The 23,771-nt window shown below is 69.5% G+C and carries 15 protein-coding genes; 6 read left to right on the forward strand and 9 right to left on the reverse strand.

Annotated features, from left to right (window positions below; all coding sequences use genetic code 11):
* Positions 1-271: 271 nt before the first annotated feature.
* From J2Y70_RS14000 to J2Y70_RS14015, 4 genes are all read right to left on the reverse strand, one after another.
* Positions 272-856, reverse strand: a complete 585-nt coding sequence (locus tag J2Y70_RS14000) for a TlpA disulfide reductase family protein (protein ID WP_263396955.1) — start codon at positions 854-856, stop codon at positions 272-274.
* The gene (locus tag J2Y70_RS14005; RefSeq protein WP_309918631.1) at positions 853-3,138 is read right to left on the reverse strand and encodes a protein-disulfide reductase DsbD; all 2,286 of its coding nucleotides are present in this window, start codon (positions 3,136-3,138) and stop codon (positions 853-855) included. The genes J2Y70_RS14000 and J2Y70_RS14005 overlap by 4 nt, the downstream gene beginning before the upstream one ends.
* A gap of 4 nt (positions 3,139-3,142) precedes the next feature.
* The gene (cutA, locus tag J2Y70_RS14010; RefSeq protein WP_309918634.1) at positions 3,143-3,475 is read right to left on the reverse strand and encodes a divalent-cation tolerance protein CutA; all 333 of its coding nucleotides are present in this window, start codon (positions 3,473-3,475) and stop codon (positions 3,143-3,145) included.
* 447 nt (positions 3,476-3,922) lie between these two features.
* Positions 3,923-5,689 carry an endonuclease gene (locus J2Y70_RS14015; protein WP_309918637.1) on the reverse strand — a complete coding sequence of 589 codons (1,767 nt, stop codon included), beginning with the start codon at positions 5,687-5,689 and terminating at the stop codon, positions 3,923-3,925.
* A gap of 273 nt (positions 5,690-5,962) precedes the next feature.
* On the opposite strand from J2Y70_RS14015, the gene J2Y70_RS14020 reads away from it, so the two are divergent.
* From J2Y70_RS14020 to J2Y70_RS14035, 4 genes are all read left to right on the forward strand, one after another.
* Positions 5,963-6,250: a co-chaperone GroES gene (locus tag J2Y70_RS14020; RefSeq protein ID WP_263111158.1), complete on the forward strand. Its 288-nt coding sequence runs from the start codon at positions 5,963-5,965 to the stop codon at positions 6,248-6,250.
* A 135-nt stretch (positions 6,251-6,385) separates the two neighbouring features.
* Positions 6,386-8,032, forward strand: coding sequence for a chaperonin GroEL (gene groL, locus J2Y70_RS14025; protein ID WP_263396959.1), 1,647 nt, complete (start codon positions 6,386-6,388; stop codon positions 8,030-8,032).
* Positions 8,033-8,470: 438 nt separating this feature from the next.
* Positions 8,471-9,544 (forward strand): 3-deoxy-7-phosphoheptulonate synthase, encoded by a 1,074-nt coding sequence (locus J2Y70_RS14030; RefSeq protein ID WP_263396960.1) that lies wholly within the window; start codon positions 8,471-8,473, stop codon positions 9,542-9,544.
* Between the two features lie 633 nt (positions 9,545-10,177).
* The gene (locus J2Y70_RS14035) at positions 10,178-10,462 is read left to right on the forward strand and encodes a GIY-YIG nuclease family protein (RefSeq protein WP_309918924.1); all 285 of its coding nucleotides are present in this window, start codon (positions 10,178-10,180) and stop codon (positions 10,460-10,462) included.
* Positions 10,463-10,695: 233 nt separating this feature from the next.
* On the opposite strand, the gene J2Y70_RS14040 is transcribed toward J2Y70_RS14035, so the two are convergent.
* Entirely contained in the window at positions 10,696-12,216 is a 1,521-nt protein-coding gene (locus J2Y70_RS14040; RefSeq protein WP_309918643.1) for an acetyl-CoA hydrolase/transferase family protein, read from the reverse strand.
* Between the two features lie 154 nt (positions 12,217-12,370).
* Between J2Y70_RS14040 and J2Y70_RS14045 the strand changes: the two genes are divergently transcribed.
* Together J2Y70_RS14045 and glnE are read left to right on the forward strand one after the other, a co-directional pair.
* Entirely contained in the window at positions 12,371-14,563 is a 2,193-nt protein-coding gene (locus tag J2Y70_RS14045; protein ID WP_309918646.1) for a hypothetical protein, read from the forward strand.
* A gap of 615 nt (positions 14,564-15,178) precedes the next feature.
* Positions 15,179-18,007: a bifunctional [glutamate--ammonia ligase]-adenylyl-L-tyrosine phosphorylase/[glutamate--ammonia-ligase] adenylyltransferase gene (glnE, locus tag J2Y70_RS14050; protein WP_309918648.1), complete on the forward strand. Its 2,829-nt coding sequence runs from the start codon at positions 15,179-15,181 to the stop codon at positions 18,005-18,007.
* Positions 18,008-18,097: 90 nt separating this feature from the next.
* Here glnE and J2Y70_RS14055 read toward each other — a convergent pair whose 3' ends face one another.
* The 4 genes from J2Y70_RS14055 to J2Y70_RS14070 form a co-directional block, all read right to left on the reverse strand.
* A complete protein-coding gene (locus J2Y70_RS14055) occupies positions 18,098-18,325 on the reverse strand; it encodes a hypothetical protein (RefSeq protein WP_309918651.1) in 228 nt (75 codons plus the stop codon).
* A gap of 304 nt (positions 18,326-18,629) precedes the next feature.
* The gene (locus J2Y70_RS14060) at positions 18,630-19,223 is read right to left on the reverse strand and encodes a queuosine precursor transporter (RefSeq protein ID WP_263396966.1); all 594 of its coding nucleotides are present in this window, start codon (positions 19,221-19,223) and stop codon (positions 18,630-18,632) included.
* Between the two features lie 297 nt (positions 19,224-19,520).
* On the reverse strand, positions 19,521-20,633 hold the full coding sequence (locus J2Y70_RS14065; protein WP_309918655.1) for a glycerophosphodiester phosphodiesterase: 1,113 nt from the start codon (positions 20,631-20,633) through the stop codon (positions 19,521-19,523).
* Positions 20,634-20,674: 41 nt separating this feature from the next.
* Complete coding sequence (locus J2Y70_RS14070; protein ID WP_309918658.1) at positions 20,675-22,999, reverse strand: TonB-dependent receptor; 2,325 nt, start codon at positions 22,997-22,999, stop codon at positions 20,675-20,677.
* Positions 23,000-23,771 lie beyond the last annotated feature (772 nt).

Below are 23,771 nucleotides of genomic sequence, written 5' to 3' on the forward strand. Positions count from 1 at the left end.
GCCCCTCTCGGGCGAGAGGCTTGTTGCTTGCCCATTGCTTGCCATGCGCCGCAGGGAGGGATCCCGCTCCGGTTCGGCCAGCCGTTCGGCGACCGTCAAGCCAGCGCGGTGCGCCGCGTGCCCGGTGTGGCGAGCAGGATGGGCTTGGAGCGGCCGCGTTGACCACGCCGCCGCGAAGATTCAGCAGTCGGTGTCGGATGCCGCGCCGTCTGCGCAAGCACACGCGCGACGGCACATGCGCAGGACGCAGTATCGTTCCGGAAGATCGCGCCTACGGCAGTCGCGCCCACCGCTCCGCTTCGCCCGGCGCGAACGGCCCCAGTTTCTGCCGCACGATGCGGCCGTCGGCGCCGATCAGCACGCTGTAGGGCAGCAGGCCCTGGGTATCGCCCAGGCGCACGCTGGCATCGGCGGGGCCGGGCGTTTCCAGCGCGATCGGGTAGGCGATCGGCACCCGTTGCAGGAAGGCGCGCACGTCCTCGGGGCGGTCCAGGGCGATACCGAGCACCTGCAGGCCGTCGGCCGGCTGCGCCTGCGCCAGGCGGTCGAGCTCGGGCATCTCGCGCACGCACGGCTCGCACCAACTGGCCCAGACGTTGACCAGCAGCGGACGGCCGCGGAACCGTTCCAGGGTCAGGCTGCCGCCGTCGAGCGTGGGCAGGCGCAGCGCTGGCGCCATGTCGCCGGGGCGGGCCGCGGCGACGCGTGCGGGTGCGGCGGGAGCAGTTGTCGCGGTGCCGGTGGCCGGCGTCGGCGACGAGGTCGTCGGCACGCGCCACCACAGCTGCGCGGCGGCCACGCCCAGCACCGCCGCCACCGCGGCGACCGCGAGCAGCCGCGGCGGCGTGGCCTTCATCGCGCCGCGCGCAGCAGGGCGTCCTCGACCACCGCCTGGCTCAGTACCGGCGGCAGCACGGTCGGCGGCGCGCCCGGGCCGTAGACCACGTACAGCGGCACGCCGACCGCCTTGTGCTCGGCGAGGAAGGCGCTGATGCGCTGGTCCTCGTTGGTCCAGTCGCCTTTCATGTACACCGCGTCGACGCGCTTGAGCGTGTCGCGGAAGGCGTCGCCGCTGAACACGTTGCGCTCGTTGGCCTTGCAGGTCACGCACCAGTCGGCGGTCATGTTGACGAACACCACGCGGTTGTCGGTGCGCAGCCGGTCCAGCATCTCCGGCGAATAGGCCACCGTGTTGCGCTCCACCGTGGCGCCGGGCGCCGGCAGCCGGGTCACGCCCCAGGCCGGCACCAGCGCCAGCAGCAGCAACACGCTGGCCAGGCGCATGCCCGCCTTGTGTCCGCGCCAGCGCGCGCGCTCGAACCACCACAGGCCCAGCGCCAGCAGCGTGGCGCCGACCAGCAGCAGCGCCACCGCATCCACGCCGCGCTGCTTGCCCAGCACCCACAGCAGCCAGATCGCGGTCAGGTACATCGGGAACGCCAGCACCTGCTTGAGCGTTTCCATCCACGCGCCGGGCTTGGGCAGGCGCCTGGCCAGCGAGGGCACGAAGCCGATCAGCAGGAACGGCAGCGCCAGGCCCAGGCCCAGGGTCAGGAACACCAGCATCGCCATCGCCGGCGGCGCGGTCAGCGCATAGCCCAGCGCCGGGCCCATGAACGGGCCGATGCAGGCGCTGGACACCACGCAGGCCAGCACGCCGGTGAAGAAGTCGCCGACCGGGCCGCTGCGCGTGGACAGCGATTGGCCCAGGCCGCCGAGGTTGGCGCTCAGGGTGAACACGCCCGACAGGCTCAGGCCGACCACGAACATCAGGTACACCAGCACCGCGACGAAGCCCGGGCGCTGCAACTGGAAGCCCCACAGCAAGCGCGCGGCGACGGCGATGCCGCCGACCACGGCGAAGGACACCAGCACGCCCAGCGTGTACCACAGCGCATGGCTGCGCGCGCGGCTGCGGCTCTCGCCGCTCTGCGCCACGCCCAGCACCTTCAGCGACAGGATCGGCAGCACGCACGGCAGCAGGTTCAGCACCAGCCCGCCGCCCAGCGCCAGCAGCAGCATCCACAGCAGGTTCTGCGGCTCGGCCTGCGGCGCGGTGCTGCGCGCGGCGTTGTGCACCGACGCATCGGGCGGCGTCGCCGCGTCGGCCGCGGTCACCGGGGTCGCGGTGTCGGCGGCCGCGGCGCTGGCGTCGGCCTGGCTGCTGTTGAGCGGCGTCACCAGCAACGGCGCCACCTCGGCCTGGCCGTCGGGGCTGACCTTGCCCTTGGGCAGCGACAGCTTCACCCGCCGGGTCATCGGCGGATAGCAGATGCCCTCGCTCTGGCAGCCCTGGAAGGTGGCGACCAGGGTCGCCTCGGCCGCATCGGCGCGCTGGCGCTGCAGCGGCACGGTGACCTCGGCCTGGTCGAAATACACCACCACGTTGCCGAAATGCTCGTCCTTGTGCGAGCGGCCCTGCGGCCACTGCGGCATGCCGGTGCGGATGCCGGCGGCGCCTTCCAGCGCCAGCGCGGTGCGGTCCCGATACAGGTAGTAGCCCGGCGCCGGGGTGAAGCGCAGCAGCAGGGTGTTGCCGTCGCCGACGATGGCCTCGAAACCGAACGCCTGGTCCGACGGCAGCGGCAGCCCCTGCACGGCGCTGGCGCCAGCGCCGAACAGCGGCTTGGCGGCGGGGCCGGCGTTACCCGGACCGCTGCCGGGTAGCGGCGAGGACGCGGCCGCGGCCAAGCCGGTCTCTTCCGCCGGCAGCGCCACGCTGAGCAGGCGCTTCTGCGGCGGATAGCAGACCCCGGCATCGGCGCAGCCCTGGTAGCGCACTTCCACCTGCAGCGTGTCCACGCCGCTGGCGGCGGCGCCGGTCTGCACCGCGCTGAGCTGGCCGCGGTAGGTTTCCACCTCGCCGAAGTAGGGGTCGGTCTTCTTGTGCCCGGCGGGCAGTTGCAGGGTCGGGTTGGCCTTGAAGCCGCTCTCCACCCGCACCGCGATCCGGTGCCGGTACAGGTAGTAGCCGTCGGCGATCTTCCAGTGCAGCGCGATGCGGCCGCGCTCCGGCGCCTGCGCGGTCAGCACGAAGGCCTGGTCGACCGGCAGCAGGTCCTTTTCGTTGATCGCCAGGGCGGGGAAGGCGGCCACGGCCAGCAGGCACAGGGCGGCGAGACGGTGCAGCAAGGTCATCGGCTTACGGTTCCTCACGGGTTTCGGCATGCACCCACTGCAGGTAGGCGGGCAGGCCGCCGGCGACCTCGAGCTCGATCAGTTCGGGGACGTCGTAGGGATGCAGTTCGCTCAGCCGCCGCTGCAACGCGGGGACGCGGTCGGCAGCGGTCTTGATCAGCAGCAGCACTTCCTCGGCCTGCTCCACGGCGTCCTGCCATCGATAGGTCGACTGCACGCCGGGCAAGCGGCTCACGCACGCGGCCAACCGTTCCTCGACCAAGACCAGCGCGATGCGCGCGGCGCTGGCCGGATCGGGGCAGGTGCTGAACAGCAAACGGAGCGGGGGCGAAGACATGCGGCCGACAGTATAGGGACGCCGGCAGGGCTTTGCCGGCGCGTATGGGCAGTGGGTCCGCGGACGGCGGCGGCCGGTTGCGATGGCGTGCGCGGCAGTCGGCGAGGGCCGCCGCGCCGTGCCTGCGCCGGTACCGCCGCCAGAGGCGGACGTGTGCGGATGCCGTCGGCGGGCGGCGGTTCTAACCAGGCAAGCAGATTTCATGACGCCGGCGGCGATGCCGGCGTGTTCTGGTGCCGCGCGATTGCCGCAGTTGCGGCACGGCACGCAGCGTCGCGACGCCTCGTGCAGCCGTGGAGCCCGGTCGTGTGTGTGCCTGTCGTCCCAGGGGTGCAGAATGCAGGCGATGGCGGCGATGCACGCGCCGCGCGCAGGAGCGACCGGGGCGATGCCCAGGCCGCGCCGCCAACCCTGGCGCGCCGCGATCGGCGCGCGCCAGGGGATACGTCAGTTGAGCAACTGGCAGCTCGCCGGCTTGGCCGAGGTGAACAGCCCGGAGGTCGCCCACTCCGGATGGTCGATGAACGGGTTGCGGTTGCCCTGGAAGCTGTAGATCACTTCGTTGCGGGCACGCTCGGCATCGTCCGGCGGATCCAGCTGGCTCCACGCGATCAGCGTCGACAGCAGGCCCATGTAGGCCGGCGAGGCCGAGGTCTGCACGATCTTGCTGCGGTCGTCGGTCAGCTCCAGGTCCGGCTCGGACTGCCCGGTGCCGGCGTCGGTGCCGCCTTCGTAGCGGATCGCCATGTACATCACAGCGCGCGCCATGTCGCCCTTGCGGTGGTTCCACACCTCGAAGCTGCCGCCATTGCCGTCCGGGGTGCGCACCCAGTTGGAATTGCCGGGGTAGCTGCCGCTGCCGCCGCCGAAACCGGCGTTGGCCTCGGTGATGCGCTCGCCGCAGTTGCTGTCGCAGTTCGCGTAGGGCTTGTTGCCGCGGTCGGCGTTCCAGGTGGCGTCGGTCAGGTACAGCATGTGCGTATCGGTGTACGGCGCGTAGGGCAGGCCCTTGTCGCCGCTGGCCGAGCCGAAGCCGAGCGAGTTCGGCCAGCTGTGCTCGCGGTTGTAGCGCAGGCCGCTGCCGCTGCCGGCGCGGTCGCTGACCTTGGCGTAGCTGCGGTTGCGGTAGGCGTCGAGGATGCGCCCGCTGTTGTTCGGGTCCTCGTCGGCGATCTCCAGGATGGTCCAGGTGCTGGTGCCCGAGCTGCTGCTGTACGGGTAGACGGTGTGGCCCTTGATCGTCTCGTGCAGCGAGCAACGCAACTGGCTGGCATTGGCGGTGTTGACCCGCGAGTAGTAGCCGGTGCTGCCGCCGCCACCGCTGGCGACGCTGAAGGCGATGCTGCCGTCCTGCGCCGGATGCGCGCCGCCGGCGTCGCTGACCCGCGCGGCGAGGATGCTCAGGCTGCAGCTTTCGCCGGCCGCCAGCGCGGTGTTGGTGGAGATGGCGAACTGGCTGCCGCTGCTCGGGTAGCTCAGCGCCACCGTGCCGGACTGGCTGCAGCTCAGCGCGAACGCGCCGCTGGCCAGGCTCACCGTCTCGCTGAAGGTCACCGCCAGGTCGCCGGCGGCGGGGAAGTTGCTGGCGCCCTGGGTGGGCGTGGTCGAGACCACCGACGGCGCGGTGTTGCTGCTGCCGCCGCTGAAGGTCTGGCCGCTGTTGCAGGCGCCGAAGCTGCTGGCCGAGCTGCCGGCCCAGGTGAAATTGGCGGCCGCGCTGCCGTTGCTGCCGCGCAGCTGCAGTGAGGTGCCGGCCGCGGTGCTGTTGCTCTCGCTGACCGGCAGGTTCTGGCTGCTCAGGCCGGCGGCCGGGCCGCCGCCGCCGGTGATCGCGCCCTCGTAGCTGAGGAACTGCACCACCTGACCGCTGCCGTCGACCAGCGCCAGGCCGTCGTTGGCGCCGTTCTGCACGCCGTTGCTGGCATAGCCGACGGTGGCGATGCGCACCTGCCCGCCGCAGCTGACCAGGTTGCCGGCCGGCACCGCGGTATTGGCGTACGCCACCGCGGCGCCCGGGTTGCTGCCGTTGTACAGGTAGACCTTGTAGCCGCTCAGGCTCTCGCCGGCGGTGGCGACGATCTCCACGCCCTCGCCGGTATCGCCGGCGGCGGTGGCATCGTCGTAGTGCAATTCGTTGATGAATACGGCGGCCTGGGCGGGGCCGGCCAGGGCCAGCAGACAGGCGAGGGGTAGCGCAACGGCGGATGGCTTCATCGACAACTCCTTTTGGATGGTCCCCCCTGGGTCTGCGAGACTAGCCTGCCTCTGTGACAGCGTGCGGAATCCGGGTACCAGTTCCGCAGCCCGGGCGGCCGGCAGGGCGAAATTTTTTGCGGCCGGCCCTTGAAAGGGCGCCGGCCAGCACCACATCAAGCGCATCCCGGCACACCGGGTTTTTTCGCGAGCGTTGCTGGCAGTCGTCACATGCGAGTGCTAACATCGCCAGCCTTTCCCAGACCAATCAATCACTTAAGAGGGTCTCTCTCAATGAGCATCAAGCCGCTTCACGACCGCGTCGTAGTCAAGCCGATCGAAGCCGACGAAATTTCCGCCGGTGGCATCGTGATCCCGGACTCGGCCAAGGAAAAGTCCACCAAGGGCGAGATCGTGGCCATCGGCAGCGGCAAGCCGCTGGACAACGGCAGCGTCCGCGCTCCGGCGGTCAAGGTCGGCGACAAGGTCATCTACGGCCAGTACGCCGGCTCCAGCTACAAGTCCGAAGGCGTCGAGTACAAGGTGCTGCGCGAAGACGACATCCTGGCGATCGTGGGCTAAGAGCCCCCTGATAGCGGGATCCGGCAATCGGATCCGGGATTCGCAGCGCGCCTGCCGCGCCGCGATCCCTGATCGGCCCGAATCCCGCTTCTAGCGAATCCCCAATCCCCAATCACGAATCCCGGAGTTACACACATGGCTGCCAAAGATATCCGTTTCGGTGAAGACGCTCGTTCGCGCATGGTGCGCGGCGTCAACATTCTCGCCAATGCCGTCAAGGCCACCCTGGGTCCGAAGGGCCGCAACGTCGTGCTCGAGAAGAGCTTCGGCGCCCCGACCATCACCAAGGACGGCGTCTCCGTCGCCAAGGAAATCGAGCTTGCCGACAAGTTCGAGAACATGGGCGCGCAGATGGTGAAGGAAGTCGCCTCCAAGACCTCCGACAACGCCGGCGACGGCACCACCACCGCCACCGTGCTGGCGCAGGCGCTGATCCGCGAAGGTTCCAAGGCGGTCGCCGCCGGCATGAACCCGATGGACCTCAAGCGCGGCATCGACAAGGCCGTCGTGGCCGCCGTGGCCGAGCTGAAGAAGATCAGCAAGCCCACCGCCGACGACAAGGCGATCGCCCAGGTCGGCACCATCTCGGCCAACTCCGACGAGTCGATCGGCAACATCATCGCCGACGCGATGAAGAAGGTCGGCAAGGAAGGCGTCATCACCGTTGAAGAAGGCTCGGGCCTGGACAACGAGCTGGACGTGGTCGAGGGCATGCAGTTCGACCGCGGCTACCTGTCGCCGTACTTCATCAACAACCAGCAGAGCCAGTCGGCCGACCTGGACGACCCGTTCATCCTGCTGCACGACAAGAAGATCTCCAACGTCCGTGACCTGCTGCCGGTGCTGGAAGGCGTCGCCAAGTCGGGCAAGCCGCTGCTGATCGTCGCCGAGGAAGTCGAAGGCGAAGCGCTGGCGACCCTGGTGGTCAACACCATCCGCGGCATCGTCAAGGTCGTGGCGGTCAAGGCCCCGGGCTTCGGCGACCGTCGCAAGGCGATGCTGGAAGACATGGCCGTGCTGACCGGCGGCACCGTGATCTCCGAGGAAGTGGGCCTGGCGCTGGAGAAGGCGACCATCAAGGACCTGGGCCGCGCCAAGAAGGTGCAGGTCTCCAAGGAGAACACCACCATCATCGACGGCGCCGGCGAAACCACCGGCATCGAATCGCGCATCAAGCAGATCAAGGCGCAGATCGAAGAGACCTCTTCGGACTACGACCGCGAGAAGCTGCAGGAGCGCGTGGCCAAGCTGGCCGGCGGCGTGGCGGTGATCAAGGTCGGTGCCTCGACCGAGATCGAGATGAAGGAAAAGAAGGCGCGCGTCGAAGACGCCCTGCACGCGACCCGTGCGGCCGTGGAAGAAGGCGTGGTCCCGGGCGGCGGTGTGGCCCTGGTGCGCGCGCTGACCGCGATCGGCGAGCTGAAGGGCGCCAACGAAGATCAGACCCACGGCATCCAGATCGCGCTGCGCGCGATGGAAGCGCCGCTGCGCGAGATCGTCACCAACGCCGGCGAAGAGCCGTCGGTGATCCTGAACCGCGTCAAGGAAGGCACCGGTAACTTCGGTTACAACGCCGCCAACGGCGAGTTCGGCGACATGGTCGAGTTCGGCATCCTGGACCCGACCAAGGTGACCCGTTCGGCGCTGCAGAACGCCGCGTCGATCGCCGGCCTGATGATCACCACCGAAGCGATGGTGGCCGATGCGCCGAAGAAGGAAGAGCCGGCCGCCGGTGGCGGCATGGGCGGCGGCATGGGCGGCATGGGCGGCATGGATTTCTGATCCGCGCCGGCGCAAGCCGACCTGCAGTACGCAGTCGAAAGGAGCCCCGCAGCGATGCGGGGCTCTTTTTTTGTGCGCGGTGGGATGTGTTCGACTTGAGCCGGGACTCGGGACAGGGGACCCGGGACTCGGAAGAGCCGAGAGCCGGCCTGCGCGCGAGAACCTGCCCTGCGAGTCCCGAGTCCCGAGTCCCGCAGCCACAGTTGCATCAGCAACTGTGGCACCCGCAAAAATCCTGTGCTATCAATGCATCCCATGAACGCCAACCGCAGCTTTTATTTTTGGTACTACGGTTTTCCGATGCCGCTGGCGGAGGAAGGAATGCGTTCACCCTGAAGGAAACTTCAGCCGCATCCCCGAAAGCCGCCAGCGAACCTGGCGGCTTTTTTCATGCCGCCGGACCTGGCTCCCCACCCAGACCCCCGACGAGAGATTCCAATGGCTCCCCACACCGACGATCTGCGCATCCGCAAGATCGAACCGCTGACCCCGCCCGCCCAGTTGCAGTCGCTGCTGCCCTGCGACGAAGAGGCCTCGCAGACCGTCGCCGCTTCGCGCGCGGCGCTGCATGAAATCCTGCACGGCCGCGACGATCGCCTGGCGGTGGTGATCGGCCCGTGCTCGATCCACGATCCGGTCGCAGCGATGGAGTACGCGCAGCGCCTGCGCCCGCTGCGCGACGCCTACGGCGATGCGCTGGAGATCGTGATGCGGGTGTATTTCGAGAAGCCGCGCACCACGGTCGGCTGGAAGGGCCTGATCAACGATCCCAACCTCGACGGCAGCTTCGACATCAACAAGGGCCTGCGCCTGGCGCGCGGCCTGCTGCGCGACATCAACCGCCTCGGCCTGCCGGCCGGCGTGGAATTCCTCGACATCATCTCGCCGCAGTACATCGCCGACCTGGTGGCCTGGGGCGCGATCGGCGCGCGCACCACCGAAAGCCAGGTGCACCGGGAAATGGCGTCGGGGCTGTCGTGCCCGGTCGGGTTCAAGAACGGCACCAGCGGCGACGTCAAGATCGCGGTCGACGCGGTCGGCGCGGCCTCGCATCCGCATCATTTCCTGGCGGTGACCAAGGACGGGCAGACCGCGGTCGCCGCGACCACCGGCAATCCCGATTGCCACGTGATCCTGCGCGGCGGCAAGCTGCCCAACTACGATGCGGCCAGCGTCGACGCCGCCGGCCAGGTGCTGGAGAAGGCCGGGCTGCCGGCGCGGCTGATGGTCGATGCGAGCCACGCCAACAGCGGCAAGAACCCAGACAACCAGCCGAAGGTGGTCGAGGACATCGCCACCCAGCTGGAGGCCGGACAGACCCGCATCGTCGGAGTGATGGTGGAAAGCCACTTGGTCGGCGGGCGCCAGGAACTGGTCGACGGCCAGCCGCTGGTCTACGGGCAGAGCATCACCGATGGCTGCATCGATTGGGACAGTTCGGTGCAGGTGCTGGAGCGACTGGCGCAGGCGGTGCGCGCGCGGCGCCAGGCGCGTTTGTCGCAGGCGGCCTGAGCAAAGCGGCAACACCACACGGAACGCGTGCCGCTCTCACGCGTGCCGCTCTTCTGTAGGAGCGGCTTCAGCCGCGACGAGCGCAGGAGTGATCTCTCCAACCCCGGTGACAGCAGGGATGGAAGCCTCTTCCACAGCGCGCGTAGCAGGGGAGGCGCAGTCCTTGTAGGCGGCTTCAGCGCGACATGCCGGCGTCGCCAGCAAAGGCTGGGGGCGCGTCCGATGCGGCGCCAGACATGGGCCGTCGAAGCGCTGTTGATCCGGTGGCGGGTCACAGGCGACGCACGAGATGTCCGTTGCGTATCGCCTAAAAAAGACCCGGCCGTGCCGTCGAATCCAAAGGGAGAGAGCCTCGTCATCGACGGCATCCGGCCGGTGGTGAAATTTATGCGCCTGCGCCGTGGCTGTGGTTTGCCGGCGTGTGCCAGGGACTGGCAAGGTGTTCGGGTTGTGTTAAAGCCGGTTTCGTAGCGGTTCAGCGCGGCGCGGCGATCGCGATGATCGGCGCCGGCGTCGGCGTCGGCATCGATGGGATGGGATGGATCGGCAGAGGTATGGCCAGAGGTCGAACGCATAGGGCAATGCAACGCTGCGGACGGTGGCGCGAAGCGCGCGCTGACCGATAATGCGCGCATGGCCGACTCCACGCCCTGGTTCCTGTATCTGCTCGAATGCCGCAACGGCAGCTACTACGCGGGCATCACCGTCGACCTCGAGGCGCGCTTCCAGGCGCATCTGCGCGGCACCGGCGCCAAGTACACCCGCGCCAACCCACCGCTGCGACTACTGGCCAGCCGCGCCTATCCGGACCGCGCCGCCGCCTCGCGCGCCGAATGGGCGCTCAAGCAATTGCCGCGCGCACGCAAACTGGCGTTCCTGCACGAGCCTGAGTTGGTTCTTTCGTCCATCGATTCATAGCGGAGGTTGTCGAGGTTCGGCCCCGGCAACTCCCGACGTCGGCGGGTCTCTTCCTTCGTTCGTCGCGGCTGAAGCCGCTCCTACAGGGACTCGCGGCAAGCTTGCTGGGTGCACTGTAGGAGGGGTTTCAGCCCCGACAGCATCCTAGGCCGGCAGCAGTGCCGCTTCGCTCGTCGCGGCCGAAGCTGCAAGAAGCGAGGAAGCCGCGATGGCGACGTGCGCACCGCTCTCGATCAACCCGCGGCGTGCATGCTGCCGGTGTCCAGCCAGCGCTGGTGCCAGGACAGCGCCTCGGGCAGCAGGTGCGGGGTGTGCTTGCCGTAGCTGTCGTGCAGCGCGCGATCGAAATAGTCTTCCAGCTGCGCGTGGTAGCTCGGGTCCACGCAGTGGTCGATCAGCTGGCGTGCGCGATGCCGCGGCGGCAGGCCGCGCAGGTCGGCCAGGCCGTGTTCGGTGACGACGATGGAGACGTCGTGCTCGGTGTGGTCGACGTGGCTGACCATCGGCACGATCGCCGAGATGCTGCCCTGCTTTGCGGTGCTGGGGCTGAGGAAGATCGACAGGAAACTGTTGCGGGCGAAGTCGCCGGAGCCGCCGATGCCGTTCATGATGCGGCTGCCCATCACGTGGGTGGAGTTGACGTTGCCGTACAGGTCGGCCTCGATCATGCCGTTCATCGCGATGCAGCCCAGCCGCCGCACCAGCTCCGGATGGTTGGAGATCTCCTGCGTGCGCAGGATGATGCGCTCGCGGTAGAAATCGATGTTGCGCTTGAACTCCTCGTTCGCCTCCGGGCTCAGCGCGAAGCCGGTGCACGACGCGACCTTCAGTACGCCGCTGCGCAGCAGGTCGAGCATGCCGTCCTGGATCACCTCGGTGAAGGCGCTCAGGTCGCGGAAGCCGCTGCTGGCCAGGCCGGCCAGCACCGCATTGGGGATGTTGCCCACGCCCGACTGCAGCGGCAGCAGGTTGGCCGGCAGCCGGCCCTTGCCGACTTCGTGTTGGAGGAAGTCGATCAGGTGCGCGGCGATGCGCTCGCTGGTGGCGTCGGCCGCGGCGAACGGGCTGTTGCGGTCCGGGCCATGGGTGCGCACCACCGCCACGATCTTGTCCGGATCGCAGCGCAGCGACGGCTCGCCGATGCGATCGTCGGCGTGCAGCAGCGGGATCGGCTTGCGCTGCGGCGGCAGCGCGGTGCCGTAGTACACGTCGTGCATGCCGTCGATGCCGGCCGGCTGCCAATCGTTGACCTCCACGATCACTTTCTTGGCTAGGTCCAGCCAGGTCTTGTTGTTGCCGATCGAGGTCGACGGGATCAGGCTGCCGTCCTCGCGGATGCCGGCCACTTCGACCACCGCGGTGTCGATCTCGCCGTAGAAGCCGAACCACACATGCTGGGCGACGTGGCTGAGGTGGATGTCGATGTAGTCCAGGGTGCCGGCGTTGATGCGCTGGCGCGCGTCCGGATCGGTCTGGAACGGCATGCGCAGGGCGATGCCGTCGGCCTTGGCCAGCGCGCCGTCCAGTTCCGGCGCGGTGGAGGCGCCGGTCATCAACTGGATCTTGAACGCCTGGCCCTGCAGGTGCGCGGCCTCGATCCGCTGCGCCAGCGCGATCGGCACCGCCTTCGGGTAGCCGGAGCCGGTGAAGCCGCTCATCGCCACCGTCTCGCCGGGCTGGATCAGCGCGGCCGCGGCCTCGGCGGTGACGACGCGCTCGCGCAGGCGCGGGTGGAGGATGCGTTCGGCGGACATGGGCAACCGTGCGGAAAGAGAGGGAGTGCCGATTATCGCGGATCGCGCCGGGTCCGGGTTTGCGCCGATGGGGCACTGGCGGCGCGCGGCTTTCACGCGCCCGACGCCGCAGCGCAGCGATAGTGCCGCAGTGCCGCCCTTCGCCCGCCTCTCGTTGAACGCCGCCCTCGAACGCTACCGGCGCTGGCCGCGGCCGTGGCGCCTGCTGCTGCGCGGGCTGCTGGTCGCCTATCTGCTGTACCTGCTGCTGGGCAACGTGTTCCTCAACACGCCGCTGTTCGACATGGCGACCAACCGCAAGCCGGAAAAATTCCGCATGCAGACCGGCCCGGCGCTGACCGTGCTGCCGGGCTTCGTCACCGCCTGGAACGTGCGCATGCGCGGCCATGTGCAGCGCACCGTGTGGACCCTGCGCGCCGACCGCGCCAGCGCGCGCATCGCGTTGCTGCCGCTGCTGCACCGCGAAGTGCGGCTGCCGTGGCTGGAGGCGGTGAACGTGATCGGCGAGATCGATCGCGTCGCCGACACCATCCCGCCGCCGCCGCCCAGCGACCAGGGCTGGACGCTGCGCTTCGATGCGATCCACAGCGGCACGCTGCGTCGCGCGCGCTTCGGCGACCTGGCGATCGAGGGCAAGGGCCACGGCACCGTGGGCTTCCTCAAGCAGTTGCGCGGCGGGCCGTCGGAACTGTTCCCGTCGCAGATCGTGTTCGACGACGCCAGCGTGCGCTACGGCAAGCGCCAGATCGCCGACCAGGCGCACGTGGACGCGCGCTTCTCGTTCCCGCGCCACTACCGGGCGCAGGCACCGGGCCTGCGCAAGCTGGGCATCGCCGACGTGGCGCTGCAAGTGCATGGACGCAGCGTGGCGCTGCGTATCGATACGGCCGGCGGCCAGACCCGGCTGAGCACCGAACCCGGACTCGGACACGTGGAAGCGAACCTGCGCCTGCTGCGTGGCGAACTGCAGCCGGGCAGCAAACTCAACTGGCGGGTGCCGCTGCACGCCGGCGTCGGCGCCACCGACCGCGGCGTGCTGGCGCTGCTGCTCGACGTCGATCGCGACATCCGGCTGCGCGCGCGCCTGCCCGGCCAGGTCGACCCGCGCAGCATGATCGATGCCGACCTGCGCATCGCCGGGCGCAGCATTCCCTTCGCCGACCCGGCGGCGCTGCTGCCACGGTTGTCCGGCACGCTGCAGGGGCGTTGGCATTTCGAATCGCTGAACTGGATCAGCGACCTGCTGGTGCGCAAGCCGTGGTTCCGGCTCGACGGCGGCGGCGACGTGTCCGCCGATCTGCGTCTGGCGCAGGGTGCGCTGCAGCCGGGCAGCCGCCTCGACGTGCCCGACGTGCAGGCGGTGGCCGACGTGCTGCAGGTACGGATTCGCGGCAAGGCGCAGGCCATCGGACGCATCGTCGGCAGCGCCGCGCAGCCGCGCACGCAGGTGAACGTGCGCATGCACACGTTCGCGTTGACGCCGGTGGCCGAGCCCAAGGCGATCTTCGTGCAGGGCGAGGACCTGCGCCTGGATCTGGACGGCGACGGCACGCTGGCGACGCTGAAGGAATCGCTGCAGGCACGCCTGCGTTTCGACGATGCGCGCGTGCCCGACCTGCGCGCCTACAACCGCTACCTGCCGGCATCGCAGGTGCGCGTGCTCGGCGGCAACGGCTCGCTCAGCGGCGACCTGCATCTGGACGCCGCCGGGCAGGTCGGCGCAGGCAACGTGCGCCTGCGCGGCCGCCAGGCGCAGTTGCAGGCCGCCGGGCTGGCGCTGGTGGGCGACCTGGACCTGGACGCGCGCTTGCGGCGCGCGGAACTGCACGGCAAGCGCTTCGATCTGAGCGGCAGCACGCTGCGCCTGCAAGGCGTGCGCTACGGCGAAGCGGCGAAACAGCGCGACTGGTGGGCCACGCTGCGCGTGCCGCGCGGCCGCATCGTCGCCGAGCGGGACAAGCAGGCCGATGCGCAGGTGCAGATCCAGATGCGCGACGCCGGCCCGGTGCTGGCGGTGTTCGCGCAGCGCAGCGAGGCGCCGGCGTGGCTGCTCAAGCTGGCCGATGCCGGGCAGCTGGATGCGAGCGGCCAGCTGCGTTGGCGCAAGGACGCGCTGTGGCTGGATCGCCTGTCCGCGGAAAACCAGCGCGTGTCGCTGCGCGCGCGCCTGCGGGTCGGCGATGCCGGTACCCAGGGCGACCTGTACGCGCGCTGGGGCGTGCTCGGCGTCGGCGTGGCGCTGCGCGGCGAACAGCGGCAATGGCATCTGCTGAACGCGCGCGAGTGGTACGAGCGGCAGCCGGCGTGGTTGCCGGACAGCGCGGCGCCGCCCGCGTCGGCACCCTGATCGAGTCGCAAGGCGGCATCGGCTTCGCGCGTGGCTGCGGTCATGCAAACGCGCAGCCGGATGCACCGTGCCGCGCCGCCGTCGCGATGCAGGCAAAGCGTTTGCGCATGGCTGGATGACAGCGTGTGGAGTCGGCTCGGAAGCGGCTGGGGTCATCGGTCGCTGCAGGCGTAGTCGACGAAGCGTGTCGCGATCGATGTCGACCACGCCCCGCACGGATCGCGACATGCGGGTGCGACAATTGCGCCTTCGCCAAGGCAGCGCGCGTACGGCGGGAACAGCCCTCGGCGCATCCCGCAGCGCAGCAGAATGTACCGCCCGGTATCGTTTTGCAGTGCAGCGTGCAATGTGCAAACAAAGCGCCCAAGATCGTCCTGCATCCCGACGTGGGGGAGGGAGCAAGGCCCGCTGGCAGTTCGCTGCAAGCGGGCTTTTTTTTGCCTGGATTTTGGCCGAGCCGAAGACGCCGGGCCGCGTTCTAAGGCAATACCAGGGCATGGTGCCGAACGCATGCGGCGCGGCGTAGCCGCGATCCAGTCGGCGGCCTGGGCGCAAACATCGTCCGGCGACATGCGGCCCCTGTCTGCGGGCGCGGCGGGATGCCAGAATCGGCGGATGCCTGCGCCCTCCCTGCTTGTTCCCGACATCCTGCAGCCCGTGCTGGACCGCAACCTGGCGCGCCTGCGCCAAGCCGTCGGCGCCTTGCCCTGGCCCGACCGCCCGGGCTTCGACGCCGACCTGCAGCGCGCCGTGCTGGCCAGCGAGTTCCTGCTCGACACGCTGTGCCGGCAGCCGACGCTGCTCGCGCACCTGGCGCAGCCCGATCCGCCGCCGTTGCCGCCGCCGCTGCTGGACCCGGCGCAGCCGGCGCAATGGCCGGCGCAACTGCGCCGCCATCGCGCCGCCGCGTCGGCGCGGCTGGTATGGCGCGACGTGCTGGGTCTGGACGATGTCGACGCGACCCTGGCCAGCAGCACGCAGCTGGCCGAGACCTGCCTGGACCTGGCGCTGCAGGCGCTGGAAGGCGAGTTCGCCACCCGCCACGGCGTGGTCCGCGCCGCCGACGGCAGCGCGCAGCGGCTGGTGGTGTTCGGCCTGGGCAAGCTCGGCGGCGGCGAACTGAATTTTTCCTCGGACGTGGACCTGGTCTACGCGTATCCGCAGGGCGGCGAGTCCGATGGCGCGCGTCCGCTCGCCGCCGAGGAATATTTCGCGCGCCTCGGCCAGCGCCTGGCGCGGCTGCTGGACGAGACCACCGCCGACGGTTTCTCGCACCGCGTGGACCTGCGCCTGCGGCCGTTCGGCACCGCAGGGCGGGTGGCGCTGTCGTTCGCCGGCATGGACCACTACTTCCAGCGCGAAGGCCGCGACTGGGAGCGCTATGCGTGGCTGAAGGCGCGCGCGGTGGCCGGCGACATCGCCGCCGGCGAGGACTGGCTGCAGACCCTGCGCCCGTTCGTGTACCGGCGCTATCTCGACTTCACCGCGCTCGACGGGCTGCGCGAGATGAAGGCGGCGATCACCGCCGAGGTCGCGCGCCACGATCGCTTGGACGACATCAAGCGCGGCCCCGGCGGTATCCGCGAGATCGAATTCCTGGTGCAGTCGCTGCAGCTGATCCGCGGCGGCCGCGAGCCGGCGTTGCGCGAGCGCCGCTTGCTGCCGGCGCTGCAGGCGTTGGTCGCCGGCGGCCAGGTCGCGGCCGCGGATGGCGCCGCGCTGGCCCATGCGTACCGCTTCCTGCGCCAGGTCGAGAACCGCCTGCAGATGCTGCGCGACGCGCAAACCCATGCGCTGCCGGAAGACCCGCTGGACCGCGCGCGCATCGCGCTCGGCCTCGGTTACGCCGACTGGGCGCAGCTGTATGCCGCGTTGCAGGTGCAGCGCGACCGCGTCGCCGCCGAATTCGCCGAGCTGCTGGCGCCGCGGGTGCAGGCCGCGGCGCCGGATGCGCTGGCCAGCTACTGGCGCGGCCTGCCGCACGAGGCCGGCTCCCAGGTGCTGGCCGCGGCCGGATTCGCCGATGCCGACGGCGCCGACCAGGCGCTGCGCGGTTTCGTGCAGTCGCTGGGCGTGCGCACGCTGTCGGACGCGGCGCGCGCGCGCCTGGATCGGGTGCTGCCGGCGCTGCTGCATGCCGCCACGCGCTCGCCGCAGGCCGACGCCGCGCTGCACCGCGTGCTCGGCCTGCTGCAGGCGATTCTGCGCCGCGCCAGCTACCTGGCGCTGCTCGACGAACAGCCCAGCGCGCTGGCGCGGCTGGTCGACGTGCTGGCGCGCAGCGCGTTCCTGTCCGAACGCCTGGCCGCGTATCCGCTGCTGCTCGACGAACTGCTCGACAGCCGCGTCGCCGGGCCGATGCCGGATCGGGCGGCGATGCAGCGGCTGTGCGACAGCGCGGTCGCCGCCGCCGGCGACGATCCGGAAGCCGCGCTGCGCGGCCTCAACGAAGCGCGCCAGGCCTTGAGTTTCCGCATCGCGCTGGCCGCGCTGGACCGGCGCCAGCCGGCGGTGCGCAGCGCCCGCCAACTCGCGGAACTGGCCGAGGGTGTGGTGCTGACGGTGCTGCGCCTGGCCCGCGCCGAACTGGCCGCCGCCCATGGCGAAGTACCCGGCGGCAGCTTCGCGATCATCGGCTACGGCAGCCTGGGCGGCATCGAACTGGGCATCGGCTCGGACCTGGACCTGGTGTTCCTGTACGACCACGCCGCCGGCGTGGAGGCCTCGGACGGCGCGCGCCCGCTGGAGAGCGGACGCTGGTTCGCGCGGCTGGCGCAGAAGGTGATCGCCCTGCTCGGCGCGGTCACCGGCGGCGGTCGCCTGTACGACATCGACGTGCGCCTGCGCCCGGACGGCGGCAAGGGCGCGCTGGTGTCGTCGTTGGCCAGCTACACCGACTACCAGCGCGAGCGTGCCTGGACCTGGGAGCACCAGGCACTGGTGCGCGCGCGCGGCGTGGCCGGCGACGCCGACCTGCTGCAACGCTTCGAGCAGGTACGGGCGCAGACCCTGGCACGCCCGCGCGAGGCCGCGCAGTTGCGCGAGGAAGTGCTGAAGATGCGCGCACGCATGCGCGCCGAACTGGACCGCAGCGATGCGGCGCGTTTCGACCTGAAGCAGGGCGCCGGCGGCCTGGTCGACCTGGAGTTCCTGCTGCAGGCCGGCGTGCTGCTCGGCGCCGCGCAGCATCCCGAGCTGACCCAGCCGCGCGATACGCCGGCGCTGATCGACGCCTTGGCGGCCAGCGCATGGTTCGATGCGCCGACCGTCGCCACGTTGCACGACGCACACGCGACCCTGGTCGACGCCGGCCTGGCCTGCACGCTGGATCGGCGCCCGCGGCTGACCGCCAGCACCGAGGCGATCGCGCACGCACGCGCGGCGATCACCGCCGCGGCGCAGGCCAAGGAGTTGGCGTTCGAGCCGGGGCGCAGCGGGCGATAGCGCGGCAGGCCCGCCGACGGCGCGCCGGATCCCACCCGGCCTGCCCGGAAGTGGATGGCGCGCCCCTGAAGTGGACATGGGGCATGCCTGTCATCTGGGGTTGACGCGCTTTTTGAGCCAAAGCGCCCTGATGAGCGTGAGCACAAGCAGAAGAAAGCCGCAGAGTCCTTGCAGTAATTCCGGCCAGCCGGGGCCGAGGTCGCATGCGGCCGCAATTTTCTGCCACAGAACGCCTGCGGAAAGCGCATTCAGAAGCGAGGCGAGCAATAACGGAAGAAGCAGTGGATCGCGGAGCATGCGCCTAGAGTTCGATGTCATCTGTCTTCGCCTCCTTTCGTTTGTGAGGTGGCCGATTCGCGTCCGAGTCGTGGCGCCGTCGATGCATCGCGGGGAAGAATTCGAAGCGTGTATTGGGTCCGAGCCACGTGCGCGTCCGCACGTAGCGGCGTTGTTCGATCCGTCGTACTGGCTCGGCGACGATGTTGCCGACGTCGGCCTGGCGTGGCGAGTGCCGACGGGGCGTCCATTGGCGTTTGCGTGGCTGCGCGTTGCCAGGCCGGGACGTTGCGCAAACGCCGGGTGCCTGATTCCATGGCGGCCGCCAAGCGGATCGCGGTGCGCCCTAACGCGGCGGCGCGCGCGTGGCCGATGCATCGTCGGCGGCCGGCGGGGCGGTCCGCCACAGCAGTGCGCGGAACGGCGCCAGCAGGAACACGCCGATGCCCAGCTTCACCGCCAGGTCGCCGGCGGCCCAGCTGACCCACGGCAGCGCCGAACCGGCGAAGGCGATCGACCAGAAGATCGCGGTGTCCAGCGTCGCGCTGCAGGTGGTGGCGACGATCGGCGCGCGCCACCAGCGGCCGCGGCGCAGGCGGTCGAACACGGTGATGTCCAGCAGCTGCGCGGCGATGAACGCCAGGCACGAGGCGGCGGCGATGCGCGGGGTGGCGATCCAGATCGACAGCAGCACCGCCAGCGCAAAGCCGCACCAGGCCACGCGCCGTGCCGCGCGCGGCCCGAAGCGGCGATTGATCAGATTGCTGACCAGGAACGCCACCGGATAGCTGAAGGCGCCCCAGGTCAGCCAATCGTTGATCGGGAATTGCACCAGCACGTTCGACAGCAGCACCACCGCACCCATCGCCAGCACCGCCAGCAGCAGGGCGCGTGGGGTCAGCGCAGCGAAGGTCGGCGATGGCGAGGATGGTTGGTTCACGGGCGGCGGCGCTAGGGCGAGGCGAAGCGGCGCATTATCGCGATGCGGCGGCGTGGCGGCCAGCGCGGTGTACCGGCGAGATCGCAGGTGCCTCCTGTAGGAGCGGCTTCAGCCGCGACAGGATCTTACTGGTGAAGCCCGGTCGCGGCTGAAGCTGCTCCTGCAGGGAGAAGCGATCCTTGCGAATCCCTTTGGCCCTTCTGTGGGAGCGACTTCAGTCGCGACGGGCTTTCCCGATAGAGCCCGTCGCGACTGAAGTCGCTCCCACAGGATCGCTAGGTGTCCCTGCAGAGCGCCTCAGCGCTCGCGCGACACCGCCGTCCCATCCACTGCCGCACGACCCACTGCCGGGTCGTCGGTGAAGAAGCCATCGACCCCTGCGGCAATGAACGCACGCATCTCGGCGATGCTGCCATCGGCATTCACCGCCGCCGGACCGCGCGCGTCCTGCAGGTGCTCGGGCAGGAAATAGTTCTCCGGACGGAACGTGTACGGCACCACCTGCAGCCCGGCCGCATGCGCGTCGGCGACGAAGGCGGTGGGCGCGGCCAGCGCGCCGTCGGCATCGACCGGGACGATGGCGCGCAGGCTGGGACTGACCAGCTGCGCGTACTTGGCGATCGCGCGCAGGCCCTGCGCGCTGCCCATCTGCGCATAGGTCGGGCCGTCGCGCAGCTGGTCGCCCGGGCGTTCCTCCGGGTCGCCCAGCAACTGCACCAGGCGCACGTTCGGATGGGTGTCGCCGAGCTTGCGGTGCAGCGACTGCAGGTTGCCGATCTCGAACGACTGCACGATCACCGGTGCGCTGCGCGTGTACGCATGCGCGTCCAGCATGGCCAGCACCTTGTCTTCCATCGCCAGGCCCAGCGCCTGGAAATAGGTGCCGTGCTTGATCTCCGGGATCAGCCCGATCGGACGCCCGCGCGTGGCCGATTCGGCCGCGGCGAAATCGATGATCTCGTCGAAGGTGAGCAACTGGAACTGCCCGTCGAACGCGGTGCCGCGCAGTTGCGGCAGGCGCTCGCGCGCGCGCAGCGTCTTCAGCTCGGCCAGGGTGAAGTCTTCGGTGAACCAGCCTTCCACCTGCTGCCCGTCGATGGTCTTGCGCGTCTTGCGCGCGGCGAACTGCGGGTGCGCGGCGACGTCGGTGGTGGCGCCGATCTCGTTCTCGTGGCGCGCCACCAGCGCACCGTCCTTGGTCGAGACCAGGTCCGGCTCGATGAAATCGGCGCCGTCGGCGATGGCCTTGGCATACGCCGCCAGCGTGTGCTCCGGGCGCAGCGCGCTGGCGCCGCGGTGACCGATCACCAGCGGCTTGTGCGGACCCGCAGCCGCGGCGTTTTCGGCCGCGGCGGTCAGCGACGACAGCGCCATCGAACATCCCAGCAACCAGACAATCGGTTTCATCATCGCATGCGTTCCGGAGAGAAGTGGCGACAGGATGCGCGCGTTCAGAAGCGCGCGTCCAGGGTCAGGAACACCTGCCGTGGCGCGCTGGCGTGGAACGCCAGCGAACGCCCGTTCGGGTCGCTGTTGCTGAAGGCGGTGAGGTTGGAGGCGTAGCGCTTGTCGGTGAGGTTGGTCACGTTGAGCGACAGCTTCAGGTCCTGCAGGAACGACACCGCGCCGAAGTCGTAACCGGTGCCGGCGTCGAACGCGGTGTAGCCGCCGAAGCCCTGGTCGTTGGTGTAGGTGTAGTAGCGCTGGCCGGTGTACTTGCCTCGCAGGTTCGCGTTCCAGCCGTTGTAGTTCCAGCTGATCTCGCTGGTGAACATGCGCTTGGGCGTGTCCACCGTGTACTTGCTGGCGGTCGGAATGGTCACGCCGTTCTGCACGTAGTTGTCGTCGTAGGTGGAGCGGTTGATCGAGGCCGAGTTGTACCACTGCAGGTGCGCGGTCGGCTTCCAGATGAAGGTCAGCTCGCCGCCGCGGCTGCTGACCGAGCCGACGTTGAAGAAGCGCGTGGTGCACGCCGGGGTGGTGCCCTGCTGGATGCTCGGGCAGGGGTTGAGCGAGAGCAGGCGGTTGTCGAAGGTGACGTCGTAGCCGACCAGCGAGGCCTCGAAGGTATCGCGCACCAGCCGGTAGCCTGCCTCGAAGGTCTTGGACTTCTCCGGCTCCAGCGCACCGGCGCTGGCGTCGAACGAGGCCTGCGTGACCAGCAGCGGGCCGCCGGCGCCGCCGCCCTGGAACGCGGCGATGTTTTCGGCGTAGGAGGCGAACAGTTCCTGCCCGTCGGCCAGGCGGTAGCTCACGCCCACCTGCGGCAGCAGCGCCTCGCTCGCCTTCAGTGTGCCGTTGGCGACCGGCGCTTCGACCGCGATCCCCGGCGTCTCGCGCGCGGTCATCGTGGTGTGCGGGCTCTTTACGCCCAGATCCAGGGTCAGGCGCTCGTCGAGCAGCTTGAAGGTGCCCTGCAGGTAGGCCTGCTTGGTGGTGATCGTGTAGTCCTGCGAAAACAGCCGGCGGTCCGGGCCGCTGAGGAACAGGTCGTCGTCGATCGGGCCGTCGATCCAGTAGAAGTTGCGCTCCACGTGATGCTTGTTGCGCTCGTACCACACGCCGGCTTCCAGGTGGTGCGGGCCCAGGTCCCAGCCCAGCGAGGCGATGCCGCCGGTGCGGTTGATGGTGTAGTTGGTGCTGCGGATCGAGATCGGCAGCGCCTGCGGCGTACCCGGGTTCGACGCCTGGCCCGGCGACCACCAGTGGCCCTGGCCTTCGTTCTCGTGGTGGTAGACCTGGGTGTGCACGCTCACCGTGTCCGATGGCTGGAAGTCGCCGGCGAGGTAGTACAGGTCGTCGTTGCGCAGCGCGCGGCTCTGGTAGTACGCGTCGTCGATGTTGTCCACGCCACCGCTGTAGGCGCAGCGGCTGGCGTCGCGGGTGGCGGGCGCGCAATAGGCCGCGGCCAGCGCGCGTTGCCAGTCCGGCGCGTACAGGTTCCAGTCCCAGCCCAGGCCGCGGCGCATGCCGCTCTTGGACAGGTAGGCGTAGTCGGCCTGCGAGGTGCGCGAGGTATCGACGAAGGCGGTGATCTTGCCGCCGTCGAACTGGTACACGCCCTTGCCGTTGAACTGCGCGGTGCTGGTCGGCGAGTCCGGCTTGGCCCACATGTCGGCGCTGGCGTAGATGCCGGACAGGTAGGCGGAGAAGCCGTTGTGCTCGCCGGTGTCCAGGCGCAGGTAGGTGCGGCGGTTGGCGTCCGAGCCCACGGTCTGCGACAGGCGCACGCCGGTTTCGGTGGCCGGATCGTCCGAGAAATACTGCACGGTGCCGCCGAGGTTGCTGGTGGAGGCGGTGCCCAGGCTGCCGATGCCCGAGGCCAGTTCCACCCCGCCGAAGTTCTCGGCGATCAGCGCGCGACTGATGTTCAGGCCGTTGTAGTTGCCGTAGGCGTTGTCGCCCAACGGCAGGCCGTCGAGCGTATAGCCCAGGCGCGTGCCGTTGAAGCCGCGCAGGCTCACCGTCTGCGATTCCTCGTTGGCGCCGAACGCGTCGTTGGACTGCACGTTGACGCCGGGGATGCGGTTGAGCAGCTTCTGGATGCTGGTGCCCGGCGGCAGCACCGGCACGTCCTGACGGGTGATGCGCTGCACCTGGCGGGTCTCGCCCTGGCCGATCACCGACACCGCGTCGAGTTGCTGCACGCTACCAGTGCCTGTGTCGGCGTCGGCCGAGGCGGCATCGGCCGCGGCCGGATCGGCATCGGCGGCCTGAGCGGCGAAGGACGACAGGACGAGCGCCAGCGCGGCGGCGAGCGGGTAGGGACGGGGCATCGGGCGATTCCATGGCAACGGGGGAGGAGAGGAATCGGCCCGGCGCAGGACGCGTTCGTGCGAGCGGCAGCGATGGTGGGGCGGCGCAGATTCCAGAAGCCAGGGTGTTGCCGAACTGTTAACGGCAGATGCAACGCTGCTGACACTGCGGTGACAGTGGCGGCGAATGCGACGGCGTTTGCCGTGTGCGCCGCATGTGCGTGCCTTTGTCTTGGTGGCGTTGGAGGCGGGTGCTGGAGTGCTAGCGAGCGGCGCAGATTCTGTTGCGCCGCTATCGTGGCCAATGGGAGCCAAGTGCTGCTCGTCGGGACTGAAGTCCCTCCCACAAAAAAGCGTGCTCCCACGAGAAGCCACTGTGGGAGCGGCTTCAGCCGCGACGCTTTCTCAACTCGATCCATCCGGCCGTTTCATTTTCCGGTCGCGGCTGAAGCCGCTCCTACACGGGTACTTGGCGATGCGGCAACCAAGGTGCCACTCGTCAGGACTGAAGTCCCTCCCACAAAAAAGCAGGATCCCTTGTAGGCCACTGTAGGAGCGGCTTCAGCCGCGACGCTTTTCTCGGCTCGATCGATCCGACCATTTCGTTCTCCGGTCGCGGCTGAAGCCGCTCCTACACGGGTACTTGGCGATGCGGGAGCCAAGGTTCCGCTCGTCGGGACTGAAGTCCCTCCCACAAAAAAGCAGGATCCCTTGTAGGCCACTGTAGGAGCGGCTTCAGCCGCGACGCTTTCTCAACTCGATCCATCCGGCCGTTTCATTTTCCGGTCGCGGC

This window comes from Xanthomonas sp. 1678 (assembly GCF_031455575.1).
In the GTDB taxonomy this organism is placed as follows: domain Bacteria; phylum Pseudomonadota; class Gammaproteobacteria; order Xanthomonadales; family Xanthomonadaceae; genus Xanthomonas_A.